The 17,715-nt window shown below is 64.1% G+C and carries 13 protein-coding genes and 1 pseudogene; 4 read left to right on the top strand and 10 right to left on the bottom strand.

Annotated features, from left to right (window positions below; translation table 11 throughout):
- The first annotated feature begins 71 nt into the window (after positions 1–71).
- From DMX11_RS24965 to DMX11_RS24975, 3 genes are read left to right on the top strand one after another with little or no spacing between them, the layout of a single operon-like run.
- The gene (locus tag DMX11_RS24965; protein ID WP_110748212.1) at positions 72–1,310 is read left to right on the top strand and encodes an exonuclease SbcCD subunit D C-terminal domain-containing protein; all 1,239 of its coding nucleotides are present in this window, start codon (positions 72–74) and stop codon (positions 1,308–1,310) included.
- Entirely contained in the window at positions 1,307–4,951 is a 3,645-nt protein-coding gene (locus DMX11_RS24970) for an AAA family ATPase (RefSeq protein ID WP_110748215.1), read from the top strand. Before DMX11_RS24965 ends, DMX11_RS24970 begins: the two co-directional genes overlap by 4 nt.
- Positions 4,948–5,541 (top strand): glutathione S-transferase, encoded by a 594-nt coding sequence (locus DMX11_RS24975; protein WP_110748218.1) that lies wholly within the window; start codon positions 4,948–4,950, stop codon positions 5,539–5,541. Before DMX11_RS24970 ends, DMX11_RS24975 begins: the two co-directional genes overlap by 4 nt.
- A gap of 311 nt (positions 5,542–5,852) precedes the next feature.
- On the opposite strand, the gene DMX11_RS24980 is transcribed toward DMX11_RS24975, so the two are convergent.
- The 10 genes from DMX11_RS24980 to DMX11_RS25025 form a co-directional block, all read right to left on the bottom strand.
- Positions 5,853–6,983 carry a lactonase family protein gene (locus DMX11_RS24980; protein ID WP_256590664.1) on the bottom strand — a complete coding sequence of 377 codons (1,131 nt, stop codon included), beginning with the start codon at positions 6,981–6,983 and terminating at the stop codon, positions 5,853–5,855.
- A complete protein-coding gene (locus DMX11_RS24985; protein ID WP_003247229.1) occupies positions 6,949–7,239 on the bottom strand; it encodes a DUF5629 family protein in 291 nt (96 codons plus the stop codon). The genes DMX11_RS24980 and DMX11_RS24985 overlap by 35 nt, the downstream gene beginning before the upstream one ends.
- A 165-nt stretch (positions 7,240–7,404) precedes the next feature.
- Positions 7,405–9,780 carry an RND family transporter gene (locus DMX11_RS24990; RefSeq protein ID WP_110748241.1) on the bottom strand — a complete coding sequence of 792 codons (2,376 nt, stop codon included), beginning with the start codon at positions 9,778–9,780 and terminating at the stop codon, positions 7,405–7,407.
- A 20-nt stretch (positions 9,781–9,800) separates the two neighbouring features.
- A complete protein-coding gene (locus tag DMX11_RS24995) occupies positions 9,801–10,817 on the bottom strand; it encodes a YCF48-related protein (RefSeq protein WP_110748224.1) in 1,017 nt (338 codons plus the stop codon).
- Between the two features lie 191 nt (positions 10,818–11,008).
- Complete coding sequence (gene pepN, locus DMX11_RS25000) at positions 11,009–13,666, bottom strand: aminopeptidase N (protein ID WP_110748227.1); 2,658 nt, start codon at positions 13,664–13,666, stop codon at positions 11,009–11,011.
- Between the two features lie 13 nt (positions 13,667–13,679).
- Positions 13,680–14,510 (bottom strand): DUF2797 domain-containing protein, encoded by an 831-nt coding sequence (locus tag DMX11_RS25005; RefSeq protein WP_110748231.1) that lies wholly within the window; start codon positions 14,508–14,510, stop codon positions 13,680–13,682.
- Positions 14,507–14,767, bottom strand: a complete 261-nt coding sequence (locus DMX11_RS25010) for a YeaC family protein (RefSeq protein ID WP_003260154.1) — start codon at positions 14,765–14,767, stop codon at positions 14,507–14,509. Before DMX11_RS25010 ends, DMX11_RS25005 begins: the two co-directional genes overlap by 4 nt.
- 13 nt (positions 14,768–14,780) lie before the next feature.
- Positions 14,781–15,668, bottom strand: a complete 888-nt coding sequence (locus DMX11_RS25015; RefSeq protein ID WP_110748235.1) for a rhomboid family intramembrane serine protease — start codon at positions 15,666–15,668, stop codon at positions 14,781–14,783.
- Positions 15,665–16,636: a metallophosphoesterase gene (locus DMX11_RS25020; protein ID WP_110748238.1), complete on the bottom strand. Its 972-nt coding sequence runs from the start codon at positions 16,634–16,636 to the stop codon at positions 15,665–15,667. The genes DMX11_RS25015 and DMX11_RS25020 overlap by 4 nt, the downstream gene beginning before the upstream one ends.
- Positions 16,636–17,526 carry an NAD(+) kinase gene (locus tag DMX11_RS25025; RefSeq protein ID WP_009683749.1) on the bottom strand — a complete coding sequence of 297 codons (891 nt, stop codon included), beginning with the start codon at positions 17,524–17,526 and terminating at the stop codon, positions 16,636–16,638. Before DMX11_RS25025 ends, DMX11_RS25020 begins: the two co-directional genes overlap by 1 nt.
- On the opposite strand from DMX11_RS25025, the pseudogene DMX11_RS26140 reads away from it, so the two are divergent.
- Positions 17,525–17,715 (top strand): annotated as a pseudogene (locus tag DMX11_RS26140) (DUF1853 domain-containing protein); the annotation flags it as partial. The gene DMX11_RS25025 and the pseudogene DMX11_RS26140 overlap by 2 nt on opposite strands.

Raw genomic sequence — 17,715 nt, forward strand, 5'->3', positions numbered from 1 at the left:
CCCCCGAACCCCGCTTGGGTTACCATACCGCCCTTTCCCCGCTTGCCCGACTCGACACCAACAGGTCATCCATGCGTCTGTTTCATACCTCCGACTGGCACCTGGGCCAAAGCCTGCACGGCCAGGAACGCGACTTCGAACACGCCTGCTTCCTCGACTGGTTGCTCGGCCAACTGCGCTTGCGCCAACCCGATGCGCTGCTGATCGCCGGTGATATCTTCGACACCGTCAACCCGCCGGTCAAAGCCCAGGAACGCCTCTACGACTTCATCGTCCAGGCCCACGAGCAACAGCCCAAACTGGACATCGTGATGATCGCCGGCAACCACGACTCCGGTTCGCGCATCGAGCTGCCCGCCGCGCTCATGCGCCGCCTGCGCACCCATGCGTTGGGCCGTGTGCACTGGCTGGACGAGGGCCAGCTGGATGCCGAGCGCCTGCTGATCCCTCTGACCAACGGCCGGGGCAAGGTCGCTGCCTGGTGCCTGGCCCTGCCCTTCCTGCGGCCGGCCGAAGTCACCGGCCCGCAGCTGGGTGACGATTACCTGCAAGGCATCACCCAGGTGCACCAGCAACTGATCGCCGCCGCCCTGAAGAAACGCAAGAAAGACCAGGCGCTGATCGCCATCAGCCACGCGCACATGGCCGGTGGCGCGGTGTCGGAAGACTCCGAACGCAGCCTGATCATCGGCAACGCCGAGGCGCTGCCGGCCAAGCTGTTCGACAAGGCTATCAGCTACGTCGCCCTGGGCCATCTGCACAAGCCGCAGAAGGTCAACCGCGAAGAACGCATCCGCTACAGCGGCTCGCCAATCCCGCTGTCATTCGCCGAAATCAACTACCCGCACCAGGTCCTGGAAGTGGAGCTGGACGGCAACGGCCTGGTCAGCGTCGAGCCACGCCCCGTACCACGCGCGGTGGCCCTGCAACGGGTGGGCCCGGCACCGCTGGGCGAGCTGTTGCAGCAACTGGCCGACCTGCCCGTGATCGACTTGCTTGAAGACCCCAACCGCCAGCCCTGGCTGGAGGTGCGGGTGGTGCTCGACGAGCCGCAACCCGACCTGCGCCAGCAGATCGAAACCGCGCTTGAAGGCAAGGCGGTGAGGCTGATCCGCATCAGCGCCGAGTACGCTGGCCGCAACAACGCCGAAGACGATGACCTGGCCTTTGTCGAGCTGGCCCAGATGACCCCACAAGACCTGTTCAGCCGGGCCTGGGAGCAGGCCTACGGCAACCCCGCCGACGAGCAGGCGCTGGCCGACTTCGCCCTGCTGTTGCAGGACGTGCAGCAGGAAGAGGAGCAGCCATGAAGATTCTCGCCATCCGCCTGAAGAACCTGGCATCGCTGGCCGGCCCGGTCGATATCGACTTCACCGCTGAACCGCTGGCCAGTGCCGGGCTGTTCGCCATCACCGGGCCTACCGGTGCTGGCAAGAGCACCCTGCTTGACGCCCTGTGCCTGGCGCTGTTCGGCACCGTGCCGCGGCTCAATGACATCGGCCGCGAAGCCAAGGTGCCGGACGCCGACGGCGACATCCCCACGTCGGACCCGCGCAACCTGCTGCGCCGGGGCACCGGTAGCGGCTTTGCCGAAGTCGACTTCGTCGGCATCGACGGCCGCCGCTACCGCGCCCGCTGGGAAGCCAACCGCGCCCGCGACAAGGCCAACGGCAAACTGCAGCACAGCCGCCAGAGCTTTTACGACCTCGACAGCGAGCAGGTGCTGGGCAGCGGCAAGAACGAATACAAGCAACTGGTCGAGGCCCGCCTGGGCCTGAACTTCGAGCAGTTCACCCGTGCGGTGATGCTGGCCCAGAGCGAATTCGGCGCGTTTCTCAAGGCCGACGACAAAGAGCGCAGCGAACTGCTGGAAAAGCTCACCAACACCGCGATCTACACCCGCCTGGGCCAGCGTGCCTTCACCAAGGCGCGCGAGGCCGGCGAAGCGCACAACGCCCTTAAAGACCGTGCCAGCCACCTGCTGCCGATGGCGGCCGAAGCCCGTGCCGAACTTGACCAGCGCCTGGAACAGGCGCAACAGCAGTTCAAGGCCGACCAGGCCGGCGAGCGCCAGCTGGAGCAGCAACGCAACTGGCTGAACGAACAACACCAGCTGCAAGCCCAGCAGGCCGAAGCCGGTACCGCGCTGCAGGCCGCCGAGCAGGACTGGCAACAGCTGGCCGAACCACGCCTGGACCTGGCACGCCTGGAGCGACTGGCCCCACAGCGTCACCAGTTCCACCGCCGACAGGCCCTGAGCGCACAGCTGGCGCCAGTGGCCGCGAAAATGGCCGAACAGCAACAGCAGCAAGCCGAACTGCAGCTGCGCACCCGCGAGCTCGAACAGGCGCTGGACATTGCGCGCCAAGCGCTTGCCGACCGCCAGGCCCAGCACAGCGAGAACGCGCCGCGCCTGCGCCAGGCCTTTGCCGCCCAGGACAGTCTGGCACGCCTGGACCAGGAACTGGCCGCCCAGCGCAGCATCAGCCAACAGGCGCAACAACAGGTCGCTGCCGGCCAGCAGCAACTGCAGCAGCTAGAAGACAACCAGCAGCGCAGCGTGCAGCAACTGGCGCAGATCGACACCGCGCTTGCCGACAGCCAGCACCTGGCGGGCCTGGCCAATGCCTGGCACGCCTACCTGCCGCAGCTGAAACAGGTGATGCTGGTCGGTGGCCGCCTGACCAAGGGCCGAGAAGAGCTACCCGGCTTGCAGGCCCAGGCCAGCCAGGCCAATGCGCACCTGCAGGCCGAGCGCGACGCCTACGACCTGTTGTTCCGTGAAGCCAAGGCCGAACCCCAGGCCCTGGCCGAACAGATCGACCTGCTCGGCGGTATGCTGCAGGACAACCGCAAACAGCAGCGCGCCGTAGAAGAAATGTCACGCCTGCACGGCCGCGAACAGGAGCTGCGCCAGCAGCTGGATGCCCTGCGCGAACGGCAGCAGCAGGCCATGCTGCAACGCCAGCGACTGATTGGCGAAGGCACCGCCGCCAAGGCCGAGCTGGAGGCCGCCGAGCAGGCGTTGATCGTCACCCGTCAACTGCTGGAACGGCAACGCCTGGCACGCAACACCAGCGTCGAAGAACTGCGTGACCAACTGCGTGACGGCGAACCCTGCCCGGTCTGTGGCAGCGCCGAGCACCCCTTCCATCAGCCAGAAGCGCTGCTGCAGAGCCTGGGTCGCCATGACCAGGCCGAAGAGCACGCCGCGCAGAAGCAGGTCGAAACGCTCAACCACAAGTTGGTGGAGCTGCGTACCCAGCTGGGTGTGGTCAATGCTCAGCTCAAGGACTTCCAGCAACAGCAGCAGCAACTGGGCGAACAGGTGCAACCGCTGGTGGCTCAGGTACAGGCACACGGCCTGTGGCCAGCCCTCGCCCCGCAGGACGACAAGGCCCGTAGCACCTGGCTCGACAGCCAGCTGCGTCGCCTGGATGAAGAAATCAGCCAGGACGAGAAACGCCAGAGCGCCCTGCTGGCTCTGCAAAAAGACGCCGCCCGACTGAACCAGCAATTGCAGGCGGCCCACGACGCCCAACAACAGGCCCAGCGCCATCTGGAGCAACAGCACCAGGCCCTGGCCAACGATGAGCAACTGTTGCAGCAAGGCCTTGACGACCTGGCCGGTGTCTTGCCCAAGGAAGCCCTCAAGGCCCTGAACGAAGACCCGGCCAATGCCTTCCTCGCCCTCGACCAGCAGATTGCCCAGCGCCTGCAGCAACTGGAACAGCGCAAGGACGAACAGGAAGAACAGCAAACTCGCCAAACCCAGTTGGACAAGCTGCGTGACCAACAGCAGGCGCGCGTGGAAGGCCTGCAGCAGTTGCAGCAGAAACTGGCTGCCCTTGACGAGCAACGCCAGCAAGCCCTGGCCTCACTCGGCGAACTGCTTGACGAACATACCAGTGCCGAAGCCTGGCAGCAGCATATGGAAGCCACGCTGGAACAAGCCCGCGCCCTCGATGCCGACACCGCCCAGCGCCTGCAAGATCTGCGCACCCAAGGCGTGCAACTGGCCAGCGAACTCAAGGCCAATACCCAGCGACAACAGGCACTGGATGCCGAATGCCAACAGTTGCAGGCCCAGATCGCCCAGTGGCGCAGCGAGCATCCGGAACTGGACGATGCCGGCCTCGATCGCCTGCTGGCCATGGATGATGCGCAAGTCAATGAATTGCGCCAGCGTTTGCAAGCCGCGGAAAAAGCCATCGAGCAAGGCCGGGTCCTGCTGCAGGAGCGCGAACAGCGCCTGCAGCACCACGCTGCACAGATGACCGTGGACACCACGGTGCAAGCCCTGGAGCAAGCCTTGGCCGAGCTGCGCGAACGCTTGGCAAGCCACGAGCAGCAGTGCGCCGAATTGCGTGCCCAACAGGCCGACGATCAGCGCCGCCAGCAGGCCCACCAGGCGCTGGCGGCAGAAATCGAACAGGCCCACCAGCAGTGGCAACGCTGGGCCCGCCTCAATGCCCTGATCGGTTCGGCCTCCGGTGATGTGTTCCGCAAGATCGCCCAAGGCTACAACCTTGATCTGCTGCTGCACCACGCCAATGCCCAACTACGTCAGCTGGCCCGTCGCTACCGCCTGAAGCGCGGCGGCAGCGCCCTTGGCCTGCTGGTGCTGGACACCGAGATGGGCGACGAACTGCGTTCGGTGCACTCGTTGTCGGGCGGGGAAACCTTCCTGGTGTCGCTGGCCCTGGCGCTGGGCCTGGCGTCGATGGCGTCCAGCACCTTGCGTATCGAGTCGCTGTTCATCGACGAAGGCTTCGGCAGCCTCGACCCCGAGTCGCTGCAACTGGCAATGGACGCCCTCGACGGCTTGCAAGCCCAGGGTCGCAAAGTGGCGGTGATTTCCCACGTACAGGAAATGCACGAGCGCATCCCGGTCCAGATCCAGGTGCGGCGCCAGGGTAATGGCCTCAGTGACGTGGAGGTGTGCGGGTGATCCTCTACTCGTTCCGCCGCTGCCCGTGGGCCATGCGTGCGCGCCTGGCCCTTCGCTATGCCGGCTGCGAGGTGGAAATCTGCGAGGTGGCGATGAAGAACAAGCCGGCAGAGCTGCTGGCCTTGTCGCCCAAAGGGACGGTGCCGGTGCTGGATACCGGCACCGGGGTGTTGGAAGAGAGCCTGGACATCATGCGCTGGGCGCTGGCGCAAAACGACCCGCAGGACTGGCAGCTGCTTGCCGACCCGGTGGCAGCGCAGCAGGCCGATGCCTTGATCGCGCGTAATGACAGCACGTTCAAGGCACAGGTCAATCTGTACAAGTATGCCGAGCGCTACCCCAAGCATACCCGCGAGCATTACCGCCAGCAGGCCGAGGCCTGGCTGGCGGAGCTCGAAGGCTTGCTGGTGGGGCGGGCTTACCTGCTGGCCGACCACCCGAGCATGGCCGATGCCGCGTTGCTGCCCCTGATGCGCCAGTTTGCCGGGGTCGAACCTCAGTGGTTCGCCGAGGCGGCTTATCCGCGGGTGCGGAGCTGGCTGGAGGGATGGTTGGCTTCAGCGCTGTTCAAGGCCGTCATGGCCAAGTGAGTGTGGGGGCTGGCAAGTGCCTGGCGGGAGTTTGATGCAGGGTTTGAGATCGAGCGCCGCCCGCGCGGCGCATCGCGAGCTGCGCTCGCTCCTACGTTTGTTTCGGGCCAATTAATCCTATGGGATTCACGCGCGAACGCCTTGGCGTATGGCGAAATATCGCGTCGCACAAACAAGACGGTCGCGCGCGCCTGTAACAGGCGTTACTGGCCAGAAACAAACGTAGGAGCGAGCGCAGCTCGCGATGCGCCGCGCGGGCGGCGCTCGATCTCCCAGGCGCTGAACATCCAACAGCAAACCCTCACACATCATCACTCGATGAACTTGAGGTCCGATGGCGCATCCTGCTGCAGTGTCTGCACCGTCTCCAGCAGCTTGCCGCTACGGGGATCACGGCGTATCACCACAATCTGGTTGCTCTTCTGGTTGGCCACCAGCAGAAATTTGTCACTCGGGTCGAGGGCAAATTCCCGTGGGTGGTCACCCTCCACCGAGCGGCGCTGCAGGAAAGCCAGTTGGCCATCGTCCTTGCCAACGCTGAACACCACGATCTCGTTGGCCGTGCCGCGGTTGCTCACATACAGGAAGCGCCCGTCCGCCGACAGGTGCAGGCCTCCCGCTGCCTTGGCTGCCGCCTCGCTGCGTTCGGTCAACGGCAGGCGCTGGCGCTCGACCAGGGCATCGTCCTGGACGTCGAACATCACCACTTCACCGCTCATTTCCAGCGTCAGGTAGGCATGCCGGCCCTTGGCGTCGAACAGCAGGTGACGTGGCCCACTACCGGCTGGCAAGTTTACCAAGGCCGGGATGGCCGGGCTCAATGGCTGCTCCTGGCTGGCACCGTCGTAGCGGTAGATGAACACCTTGTCGGCACCCAGGTCGCTGGCATACAGGTGCTGGCCATCCGGCGACAGCACCAGCGAATGCACGTGGGCACCGGCCTGGCGCTCGGGGTTCACCCCACTTGCCTTGTGCCGGGCCTGTTGCGACACGGGCTTGAGCTTGCCGTCCCTGGCCACCGGGATCACCACCAGGCTGCCACCAGGGTCAGGCTTGACCGCGTAGTTGGCCACGAACAGGTAGCGCTGGTCGCGGCTAAGGCTGGCATGCGTCGGCTCATCGCCTTGGGTGGGCACCTGGCTGAGCGGCTTGATCTCGCCCTTGGCGCTGATGCTGAAACTGCTGGCGTGGCCGCCCGGGGTTTCATTGACCGCGAACAACAGGCGCTGGTCGGCTGACAGCACCAGCCACGACGGGCTGACGCTTTTCACCACTTGCTGCGGGGTCGGGTCGATATGGCCGCGCTTTTCGTCGAACTGATAACGGTAGATACCCTGGCTGGCGCCATCGGTATAACTGCCGACCAGCAATGTCGCAGCATGGGCGTGGATAGTCAGGCTCATCAGGCTAGCGGTCAGCAGGCTCGTCCAGGTCCGGTTCATCTTGGTCATCATCCGGGGCACGAAAGGCACTCATACAGACTAGCCGATGCTCGCCGTTGGCATCGTTGAGTTGCCATTCATCACCGGAGGCGATAGCGGCGGCGACTTGTTCCGGGGTGAAGGACCAACGGCGGAGCTGGCGGCCGTCCATGCATTCGACGGTGAGGCCGGACGCGTCGGCAGTGAAGTCGAAGGCGTGCAGGCCGTCGATCAGGAGCATGTCGCAGGATTGCAGAGCGGTAGCGAGGGGAGACATGGAGGTACCAATCTGAAGTGAGTTGGCATTATAACCTTGGGGCTGCTTTGCAGCCCAATCACCGGCAAGCCAGCTGACACAGGGACCACACAAACCTGGGGGCTTGCGCTGTACCTGTGGGAGCTGGTTTGCCGGCGATCGGGCCGCAAAGCGGCCACCTGCGACTCAATGGGCGAAAATGGACCCACCTTCCTTGCCTGCCATCTTTTCCGGCTTGATCAGGAACCGCGCCAGCGCCGGCAGCAGCCACAGCGCGCCAAACATGTTCCACAGCAGCATGAAGGTCAGCATCAGCCCCATGTCGGCCTGGAACTTGATCGCCGAGAAGATCCAGGTACACACGCCGATGGCCAGGCACAGCCCGGTGAACAGCACCGCTTTGCCGGTCGAGCGCAGGGTCTGGTAATACGCTTCCTGCAACGGCAGCCCGGCCCGCAGGAAGCTCTCCAGCCGGCTGTAAATGTAGATGCCGTAGTCCACGCCAATACCTACGCCCAGTGCCACCACCGGCAAGGTCGCCACCTTCACGCCGATGCCCATGTAGGCCATCAGCGCGTTGCCCAGCACCGAGGTCAGCACCAGCGGCAGCACGATACACAGGGTTGCAGCGAACGAACGGAAGGTAATCAGGCACATCACTGCCACGCAAATGTACACCAGGACCAAAATGGTCAGCTCGGCCGACTTGATCACTTCGTTGGTCGCCGCCTCGATCCCGGCGTTACCCGCCGCCAGCAGGAACTGCAGGCCTTCCTTGTTGTGGCTGTCGGCAAATGCCTTGGCCACGGCAGTGACCCGCTCCAGGGTTTCGGCCTTGTGGTCATTGAGGAACACCAGCACCGGCGCCAACGAGCAGTCGCCGTTGTAGAGGCCGTCGGCACGGGCGATGGAGTTGTTGAGGATGTCCGGGTTGCGCGACAGGGTTTCCCATTTCAGGCTGCCCTCGTTCATGCCCTTGATCACCTGCTTGGACACCGTCACCAGGGAAATCGCCGACTGTACACCCGGGGTGTTCTGCATGGTCCACATCAGCTCGTCGATCGGCGCCATGGTCGAGTGGATCGAGCATTGCTCCGAAGGCGTCTTGACCATGATCACCAGCACGTCGGAGCTGGTCGAGTAGTTGCTGATGATGAAATTGTTGTCCTGGTTGTAGCGCGAGTCGGGGCGCAGCTCCGGCGCGCCCTGGTCGAGGTCACCGATCTTCAGGTTCTGGCTGTACCACAGCCCCCCGGCAAAGGCGAGCAGCGCCAGCCCTACCGACACCGGCGCTACCTTGGCGCTGGCGAAGTTCGACAGCAGGCGCCAGAACGGGTGCTCGCGGGTTGCGTCCTTCTTGCTGCGCTCGATGGCCTTCTTGCTGATGCCCACGTAGGAGATGGCGACCGGCAGCAGGATCAGGTTGGTGAACACGATCACAGCCACGCCGATGGAAGCGCCAATGGCCAATTCGCGAATCACACCAATGTCGATGATCAGCAGGGTGATGAAGCCCACCGCGTCGGCGAGGATGGCGATCATCCCCGGCAGGAACAACTGACGGAAGGTACGCCGGGCAGCCGTGAGTGCGTTATCGGCATCACTCGATTGCAAGGCGATACCGTTGATCTTCTGCACCCCGTGGGAAATGCCGATGGCGAAGATCAGGAACGGTACCAGCATCGAGTATGGGTCGAGGCCAAAGCCCACTGCATGCATCAGCCCCAGCTGCCAGACCACTGCGACCAGGGTGGTGATGAGCACGGCGATGGTGCTGCGGATGCACCAGGTGAACCAGTACAACAGCACCCAGGTGATCGCCAGGGCGACGCCGAAGAACATCGCCACCATGACCAGGCCGTCGATCAGGTCACCCACCTTTTTGGCGAAGCCAACGATGTGCACCTTCACATTGGGGTTCTGCGCCTGGAACTTGTCGCGGATCTTCTCTTCCAGCAGGTGCGAGAACTGCTGGTAATCCAGCTTCACCTGCCTGCCCGGGTCCTGCGGGTCGGGGTAGCTTTCCAGCAGCGGCACGTCGACGATACTGGACTTGAAGTTGTTGCCCACCAGCCGCCCTACCTGGCCCGACTTGAGCACGTTATCCCGCAGGGTATCGAGACTGTCCTGCGAGCCGTTGTAGGTATTGGGGATCACCTCGCCACCGGAAAAGCCCTCTTCGGTGACCTCGCTCCAGCGCACGCTGGGGCTCCACAGCGACTTCAACCCGGCACGGTCGACACCGGGGATGTAGAACACCTCGTCGTGGATCTGGCGCAAGGTCTCCATGTAGTCCTTGTCGAAGATGTCACCGTTGACCGCCTCCACCGAAATGCGCACGGTGTTGCCGAGGTTGGCCAGGTCGTTGCGGTGCTCCATCATCTGTTCGATGAACGGGTGCTGCAGCGGGATCATCTTCTCGAAGCTGGTGGAAGGGCGGATTTGCGTGGCTTGCCAGAACAGGAAAATGCTGATCACCACACACAGGGCGATGACCACCGGGCGGTTGTTGAAGATCAGGCGTTCAAGCAGCGTGGCCTTGTCCTGATGGTGCGGGTGCATGGTGATGCTCTCCCTGCTGGTCATGGACGCACCTCATCGGCACCTTGCGCGGTAGCCAGGTGCACCCCGCCCTGCCCCACCAGCAGCAGGCCGCCATTGGCCAGGCCACTGACGCCGGCCAGGGCGATGCGGTCTGCACGGTTGTAGACGCTGAAGGTCTGGCCGTCGTCGGTGCTGCGCAGCACGCTGCCACCGTTGCCGACCAGCACCAGGCTGCCATCTTCGACAAGCGTAGCGCCTGCCAGGCCGAATTCGAGGGTGGCGCGCGCCGTCTTGAGTTCGATCGGCCGCCAGCTGTCACCGAAATCGGCCGAGCGGAACAGGTTGCCGCGCAGGCCGTAGGCCAGCAGGGTGTGGGGGGTACTGGTGCCGATCACGCCGAACAGCGAGCCCTCGTAGGGGCCCTGGACCTTGGCCCAGGTCTGCCCGTTATCGGCAGAGCGGAACATGCCGCCCTGCTCGCCAACGATGAACAGGCCGGCATCACGGACCCGGGCGATGCCGTTCAGGTGCAGTTGGTCGGGGTTGTCCAGGCGCGCCGCCACGTCCTGCCAGTGCTGCCCCCCGTCGGTGGTTTCCAGCAAGGCGCCGTAGGCCCCCACGGCAAAACCATGCTGGGCATCAAGGAAGGTGACATCGAGCAAGGGCGCTTCACGGGCCAGGTCCTCGAACTGCTTGCTCCAGGTGGCACCGCCGTCGTTGCTGGTGAGGATCTGCGCGTCATGGCCGACGGCCCAACCGCGCTTGTCGTCGAGGAAGAACACGGCGGTGAGCAGTTGCCGGGTAGGCACGCGGGCTTGGGTCCAGGTGGTGCCCTGGTCGTCGGAGAACAGAATGTGGCCGCGATCGCCCACTACCACCAGGCGCTTGCCGGCATGAGTGGCGCCGATCAGCAGGCTTTGACTGGCCTTGGCCGATTCGGTGGAGTACTCGTCGGCAGCAGCGGCCTGCACGCTGTCGACCCACGTGCCAAGTGCCAGCGCCAGTACCGCTGCGGCTGCCAATGGCCAGGCGAGGCGCCTGTTCTGTTCCCTCATGACTGTCCCCTTTGTGTTTTTATTTGGCGGGTCAATGCATTGCAGGTACTGCGAAAAGCCTGGTCTAGAGGCCTGCAATAGCTTGAGGGGATCGTAGCGGGGATGTAGGCGGGAGTACAACGGGCGGGGTGTTATGTTTTGTTGTCGGTCTGGGAACGCCGGGGCCGCTGTGCGGCCCCGACTCACCGGGCTCAAGCCAGGCTCTTGCTCACCACTTCATACACATCACTGGACAGCTCGCCAGACGCCAGAATGCGCTCCAGCTCGCCCTTCATGAGGGCTTGGCGCGCGTCGTCATACTTGCGCCAGCGGGTCAGCGGTGCCAGTTGACGCGAGGCAATCTGCGGGTTCAACGCGTTCAGCTCGATCACCAGGTCTGCCAGGAAGCGATACCCCGAACCATCCGCCGCATGGAAGTTGACCAGGTTCTGCCCGGCAAACGCACCAATCAGCGCACGCACCTTGTTCGGGTTCTTCAGGGTGAACGCCGGGTGCTGCATCAGCGCCTTGACCCGGGCCAGCCCGCCCGGCAGCGCGCTGGCCGCCTGCACGCTGAACCACTGGTCCATGACCAGCGGGTTGTCCTTGAAGTGCTCGGCAAAGGCTTCCAGCGCCTTCGCACGCTCGGCCTCGAACGGCGAGTTGACCAGTACCGCCAGCGCGGTCAGGCGTTCGGTCATGTTGTCGCACTGCTCGAACTGCTCAAGCGTCGCTGCCAGCACCTGCGGTTTGCCGCTCTGCATCAGGTAAGACAGGGCAATATTCTGCAGGCTGCGGCGGGCGAAGTGCTCGGCAGAGGCCACATAGGCGGTGCTGCGCGACACCTCGCGGTTGGCCTGGTAGCGCGCCCACAAGGCATCGAACAACTGCGCGGCGATTTGCTGGCGGGCGAACTCGCGGGCGGCGTGGATGGCATCCACGTCGGCCACCTGACTGATCTCGGTGAGGTAAGCCTCACCTGGCAGCGACAGCATCTCGGCAACCATGGCCGGGTCCAGCGCTTCGTTGCCGAGCACTGTGCCCAGGGCGGTAATCAGGCGCTGGTCGAGTTTCAGCGCTTCGCCGCGCTGATGCTGGCCGATCAGTTCCTGCAGCACCTGCACCGACAGCTGCTGGCCCGCTTCCCAGCGGTTGAAGCCATCGCTGTCGTGCTGCATCAGGAACATCAGCTGGTCGCGGTCGTAGGGGAAGCTCAGTTTCACCGGGGCACTGAAACCACGCAGCAGCGACGGCAGCGGCTTGGCCTGGATGCCCTGGAAGGTGAACGTTTGCTCGGCCTCGGTCACCGACAGCACGCGGCTGGTCCCTTGCCCAGCCGCTTCACCGACTAGCTGCAGCGGCAGGTCGTTGCCGGCAGCATCCAGCAGGCCCAGCTCCACGGGGATCACGAACGGCAGCTTGGCGGCCTTGTCCGGGGTCTGCGGGCAGCTCTGGCGGAACGTCAGGCTGTAGGTCTGCGCGGCGGGGTCGTACGCCTCGCTGACTTCCAGGCGCGGGGTGCCGGCCTGGCTGTACCAGCGCTTGAACTGGGTAAAGTCGACGCCGTTGGCGTCTTCCATGGCCTTGATGAAGTCGTCGGTGGTCACTGCCTGGCCATCATGGCGCTCGAAGTACAGGTCGCTGCCCTTGCGGAAGCCCTCGGCGCCCAGCAGGGTACGGACCATGCGCACCACTTCGGCGCCCTTCTCGTACACGGTCAGGGTATAGAAGTTGGAGATTTCGATGAAGCTGTCCGGGCGCACCGGGTGGGCCATTGGGCCGGCGTCTTCGGCGAACTGGTGGGTGCGCAGGTAGGCGACATCTTCGATGCGCTTGACCGTACGCGAGTTCATGTCGGCACTGAACTCGGCATCGCGGAACACCGTGAAGCCTTCCTTGAGCGACAGCTGGAACCAGTCACGGCAGGTGACACGGTTGCCCGACCAATTGTGGAAGTACTCGTGGGCGACCACCCCTTCGACACGCTGGTGGGCGGCATCGGTGGCGGTTTCGGCACGGGCCAGCACACAACTGGAGTTGAAGATGTTCAGGCCCTTGTTTTCCATGGCGCCCATGTTGAAGTCGTTGACCGCCACGATCATGAAGATGTCCAGGTCGTATTCACGGCCATAGACTTCTTCGTCCCAGCGCATGGACTTCTTCAGGCTGACCATGGCGTGGTCGCACTTGTCGATGTTCTCGGGTTCCACGTAGATACGCAGGGTTACGTCGCGCCCAGACTGGCGCACGAACGTGTCTTCGACGCACCACAGGTCTCCGGCCACCAGCGCGAACAGGTACGCCGGCTTCATGAACGGGTCTTCCCAGGTTGCCCAGTGGCGGCCGTCTTCCGCCGGCCCGCTGCCGATCGGGTTGCCGTTGCTCAACAGCACCGGGTAACGGTGCTGCTCAGCGATCACCGTGGTGGTGAAGGTGCTCATCACGTCCGGGCGGTCGAGGTAGTAGGTGATCTTGCGGAAGCCTTCGGCCTCGCACTGGGTGCAGAACATCTTGCCCGACTTGTACAGGCCTTCCAGCGCGGTGTTGCTCTCGGGGTGGATCTTGACGCTGGTGTCGAGGGTGAAGCGTTCGGTTTTCGGCTGAACCGTCAGGCTGTCGATGTCGAGCTGGTAGTCAGCGGGCTGCAGTTCCTGGTCGTCCAGCGAGGCACGCAGCAGCTCCAGCTGCTGGCCATCCAGTACCAGCGGCGGCAAGCCGGCACCGCGAGCCGGGTTGCGGCGCATCACCAGCTGCGCGTGGACCAGGGTGTGGTCCTCGAACAGCTCGAAGGTCAGGTGCGTTTCGTCGATCAGGTACTCGGGCGCCTGGTAATCCTTCAGGTAGATCACTTGCGGTTGTTCGGTACGCATGTGCAGGTCCTTTTTACTGGAGCACGGCCAACTGGTAGGCCGTGTACTTGCGAATATTGATCACACCGGTGTCGAAGATCAGGTACTGGCCCTTGATGCCCAGCAGCGTACCTTCGGCTACCGGGTCCTTGTCGAGGTTGAAGCTGACGATCTTTGTCGGGTAGGCCTCGACCGGGTAGTTCATCTGCACCACTTCGGCATCCGGCAGCGGCTGGATCGCCTGCAGGCCAAAGCGCCCCTGCAGCTCGCGCAGGCCATCGGCGCAGGCCTCGAAAACCTGCTCGCGGATGGCCGGCAGGTCGAGCACCTCGGCATCGCCCTTGAGCAGTGCACGCCAGTTGGTGCGGTCAGGCACCTGACTACGCAGGACGTCTTCGACCAGGCCGGATTGCTGGCGGGTGGCCACGCGCATGATCGGCAGCGCCTGGCTGGCGCCCTGGTCGAGCCAGCGGGTAGGCAATTGGGTCGCACGGGTGATGCCGACCTTGATCCCCGACGAGTTGGCCAGGTAGACCACGTGGTCGGTCATGCAGAACTGTTCGCCCCACGACGGTTCGCGGCAGGTGCCTGCGTCGTAGTGGCACTTTTCCGGGGCCATGATGCACACGTCGCACTGTGCCAGCTTGGTCATGCACGGGTAGCAGTAACCCTGGCTGAAGCTGGTCTTGGTGCGCTTGCCGCAATGGCTGCAGTGAATGGCGCCAAGGTATTCCAGGCGCAGGCGCTGGCCGATCAGGGGGTTGACCGCCACCTGCGTGTCATCCAGGCGGAAGCTGTATTGCACTACGGGTGCCTGCAGGCTTACCGCCATCTTGCTCAACGAGCCACGAGCGAGTTCGATCAATGTACCGAGTCCGACTTGAACAGAATGTTGGCGATGGGTGCGGACTTCGACGCGCACTCCTGCGGCCCCATGTAACCGGTGCGCTGGTCTTCAGGCAGGTTTTTCATCTCCCAGGCGATGACCGCCTGCAGCGACAGCTCTTTCTGCTCGGCAGTGAGCTTGCGGCCATCCGACCATTTGCCGATTTCCACGGCCAGTTTCAGGCTCTCGTAGATTTCCGGGGTGATGTTTTCAATCATTTGCGCAAAAGTGGACATAGTGTCTCCTGATTCAAGCCGACAGTTTACGCCGGGCCAGCGCCCCACCCAAGAGCCCGGTCAGGCATCCGATGAGCAGCCCGCCGACGTGGGCGGCGTTGGCAATCTGGCCAAGGCCGAGGGTACCGACCACACCGGTCAGGCACACCACCAGCCAGATCAGCATCATGACCAGCACGCCCTTGGGCAGGTTGAAGAAGCGATTGGGCGCCAGCCACTGGTACAACCAGATGTGCCCCAGCAAGCCGTACAAGACGCCAGACAGGCCACCAAACAGGCTCGGCCCACTGGTGTAGTGCTGGGCCAGGTTGGACACCAGGCTGAACAGCACGGTCAGGCCCAGCAAAAGCCACGGGCCTTGGCGCAGTTCGATGCGCTTGCCCAGCTCCCAGTACCACAGGCTGTTCATGGCCAGGTGCAGCACGCCGAAGTGCAGCAGCATGGGCGATACCAGCCGCCACCACTGGCCTTGGTCGAGGGTTTGCGCCAGCGGGGTGAAGTACAGGTAGTCACCCTGCACGCGGAAGTCGAGGAAGGTGAACCAGCTGATGGTGGTGAAGTTGTCGCCCAGGTTGGTCAGGCCGGCGACGATGAAGCACAGCAGCAGGGTCAGGGTGGTGATCTTGCAGGCTTTGGCCTGCGCTACCAGGGAAGGCTGGGCGGGGGCATTCGCGGGTGAATCCGCTGCTACAGGGTCGGCGCTGGCGGCCAGGTCGGCGTTGCCGTCGGGGTAACGCTGGTAGAGTTGCAGCACATCTTCGGCGAGGGTGTCGGGGGCCCAGAGGACCTGGGCGTCGCCCTCCTCGCTGACCCGGTGCGGCACCTGCAGGCGTTGCAGCAGGTGGATGAAACCGCTGAGGTCGACCGACAGCGGCAGGCGCATCACTTCGATAATGTTCATTGGTTGGCCTGTGGGCGGTCGACGTCGACCCAGACGAACTTGTGCGGGTCGATGCGGGTTTCATCATCCAGCCGGTAGGCGGCCAGCTTTCCGTAGAGCACCGCGCTGTAGTCCAGGCAGGCCAGGTTGGGGCGAATCGGCGCCGGGTGACCACTGCGCCAGTAATGCCCGACAAACAACAGCGGCTCGTCCTCGGCGTAGCGCAGCAAGGCGTTCTTCTGGCTATGGCTGAGCGGTGCGCTGGCCACCTCTTCGGGCAGGGCATCGGGCTGGAACACGATGTCGCCGTAGGTTTGCGGGTCTTCTTCCCAGAACTTGGTGCGGAAGAATGCCCGCGTCAGGCCGTCACCACCGGTCAGGGTCAGGCCGTCCGGCAAGCGCATGTCGGTGCCGCGCAGCAAGCGGTTGCACACGGTGGCGGCGAAGCTGTTGCTCACTGCCGAAGCCTGGATGAAGTGCTCGTCGACGCGCCCGTCGGGGTACTGCTGGCGCAGGTGCTCGATCAGTTGCGGATCCCAGCAAGCGTGCACCAGGCGGAAACGCCCGGCATCCACGAACAGCGGCAGCTCATAGAACCAATTGACGAAGTCGTGCCAGTCACCGGGGTGGTGGGCGAACTGGGTCAGGGTTTCGTCGATCAGCCGGGCATGCCGTGGCGTGTGTTCGCGCACATAGGCCTTGCCGCTGCCGGGCAGCGCCGGGGTGACCCAGCCAAGGGCGTTGTACTCGTGGTTGCCCATGATGCAGAACGCCTGGCCGGCTTCGACCATGTCGTGGACGATGTGCAGCGCCTCGCGGATGCGTGGCCCACGGTCGACGATATCGCCCAGGAACAGCGCCTGACGTCGCGGGTGGCGCCACACGCCGGCCACGCGCTTGTATCCGAGGGCGTCGAGCAGGCGTTCAAGGGTCAGTGCACAGCCGTGCACGTCGCCAATGATGTCAAAACTTCGCGCCGGATCGAGCATCAGTCGTCACTGCTCCCCAAGCGGCTGCCCCACCCCAGTTTGGTGCGGCAGACCTCGTAGTAATTGTGGTCCAGCGGGTGGATCAGGCGCAGCTTCTGCGGTTTCTTGCTGACCGTGATGGTATCGCCGGGGGCGCAGGTGAAGTGGTTCTGGCCGTCACAGGACACCTGCGGGTAGATCTGCAGGTCCTTGGACACCACGATCTTGAGCTCGCTGTTGCCGTCGACCACGATCGGCCGGCCCGACAGGGTATGCGGGTACATCGGCACGATGACGATGGCATCGAGCTTGGGGTGCATGATCGGGCCACCGGCCGACAGCGCATAGGCGGTGGAGCCGGTGGGGGTCGCGACGATCAGGCCGTCGGCCTTCTGGCTGCAGACGAACTGGCCGTCGATGTAGATTTCGAACTCGATCATGCGCGTGGACTTGCCCGGGTGCAGTACCACGTCGTTCAGCGCATCGCCCTGGCCAATGGCTTCATGATGGCGGCGCACCTCGGCCTGCAGCAGGAAGCGGTTTTCCACCAGGTAGTGGCCGTCGAGCACCTCGGCGACCTTTTCTTCCAGCTCGTCGGGGCGAATGTCGGTAAGAAAGCCCAGGTTGCCACGGTTGATGCCCAGCACCGGAATGTTGTGCCGGGCCAGGGCGCGGGCGGCGCCCAGCAGGCTGCCGTCGCCGCCAACCACGATAACCAGGTCGCAGACCTCGCCCAGTAGCTTGCGGGTGGAGGTTTGCAGGCCATGGCCGGGCAGTACTTCCGCGATGGTGTCCTCGAGGATCACGTGCAGGTGCCGGTCGAGGAGGAATTTTTTCAGTCGGCGAATGGTGTCGAGCACCTGCGAGCTGCCAAGGCGACCGATGATACCGATATTGCGAAATTGCTCCATGGGGCTCCTGCGAGGCTCTGCGGCGGGTGACGATGCGCCGATTATGGGCGAAACCACCGGGCAGCGGCAAACCGGCTATGCTCGCAGGATGACGCCATTCGCCCAACTCCAAGACCTGCCCCGGCAACTTCAGCGCCCGGCCGTGCGTGACCTGGCCTGGGCCCTGCTGTCGCCGCCCCTGCTCAGCGC

It is taken from the genome of Pseudomonas sp. LB-090624 (assembly GCF_003205205.1).
Lineage (GTDB): Bacteria > Pseudomonadota > Gammaproteobacteria > Pseudomonadales > Pseudomonadaceae > Aquipseudomonas.

Bases quoted from the DNA above. Each gene is read 5' to 3' on its own strand.
- DMX11_RS24965 (WP_110748212.1), top strand. From the start codon at position 72: ATGCGTCTGTTTCATACCTCCGACTGGCACCTGGGCCAAAGCCTGCAC.
- DMX11_RS24970 (WP_110748215.1), top strand. From the start codon at position 1,307: ATGAAGATTCTCGCCATCCGCCTGAAGAACCTGGCATCGCTGGCCGGC.
- DMX11_RS24980 (WP_256590664.1), bottom strand. From the start codon at position 6,983: ATGAACCGGACCTGGACGAGCCTGCTGACCGCTAGCCTGATGAGCCTG.
- DMX11_RS24985 (WP_003247229.1), bottom strand. From the start codon at position 7,239: ATGTCTCCCCTCGCTACCGCTCTGCAATCCTGCGACATGCTCCTGATC.
- DMX11_RS24990 (WP_110748241.1), bottom strand. From the start codon at position 9,780: ATGCACCCGCACCATCAGGACAAGGCCACGCTGCTTGAACGCCTGATC.
- DMX11_RS24995 (WP_110748224.1), bottom strand. From the start codon at position 10,817: ATGAGGGAACAGAACAGGCGCCTCGCCTGGCCATTGGCAGCCGCAGCG.
- pepN (WP_110748227.1), bottom strand. From the start codon at position 13,666: ATGCGTACCGAACAACCGCAAGTGATCTACCTGAAGGATTACCAGGCG.
- DMX11_RS25010 (WP_003260154.1), bottom strand. From the start codon at position 14,767: ATGTCCACTTTTGCGCAAATGATTGAAAACATCACCCCGGAAATCTAC.
- DMX11_RS25015 (WP_110748235.1), bottom strand. From the start codon at position 15,668: ATGAACATTATCGAAGTGATGCGCCTGCCGCTGTCGGTCGACCTCAGC.
- DMX11_RS25020 (WP_110748238.1), bottom strand. From the start codon at position 16,636: ATGCTCGATCCGGCGCGAAGTTTTGACATCATTGGCGACGTGCACGGC.
- DMX11_RS25025 (WP_009683749.1), bottom strand. From the start codon at position 17,526: ATGGAGCAATTTCGCAATATCGGTATCATCGGTCGCCTTGGCAGCTCG.